Genomic DNA, 269 nt, shown 5'->3' on the forward strand with positions numbered 1-269 from the left:
TGATTGAATGTCTGCTCGTTCTGTTGCCGGGGCTCGCCTATATCGCTCTCGGTGGACGGATCGGAGAGCCGATTCATTTGATGCAACAAGGATGGGCGATGGTAGCCTTTTTGGGGACTCTGTTCCTTGTCCTTATGATGAGTTTCGCTTTATCCTTCTTCATGGTTGGAGTACGGATCCCGTTCCCGATTATGTGGCGATTGATTTGCTTTGATTTGCTCGTCGTGTCACTCGAGCTTTTGTTCTCGATGATTGCCATCGAGTCGTAT

The 269-nt window shown here is 49.1% G+C and carries 1 pseudogene; it reads left to right on the forward strand.

The features are described from left to right. A pseudogene (locus AC2Q9J_RS17980) lies at nt 1-269 on the forward strand (GGDEF domain-containing protein); the annotation flags it as partial.

The sequence above is a fragment of the Planococcus sp. RAB007_Raresut genome (assembly GCF_057369535.1).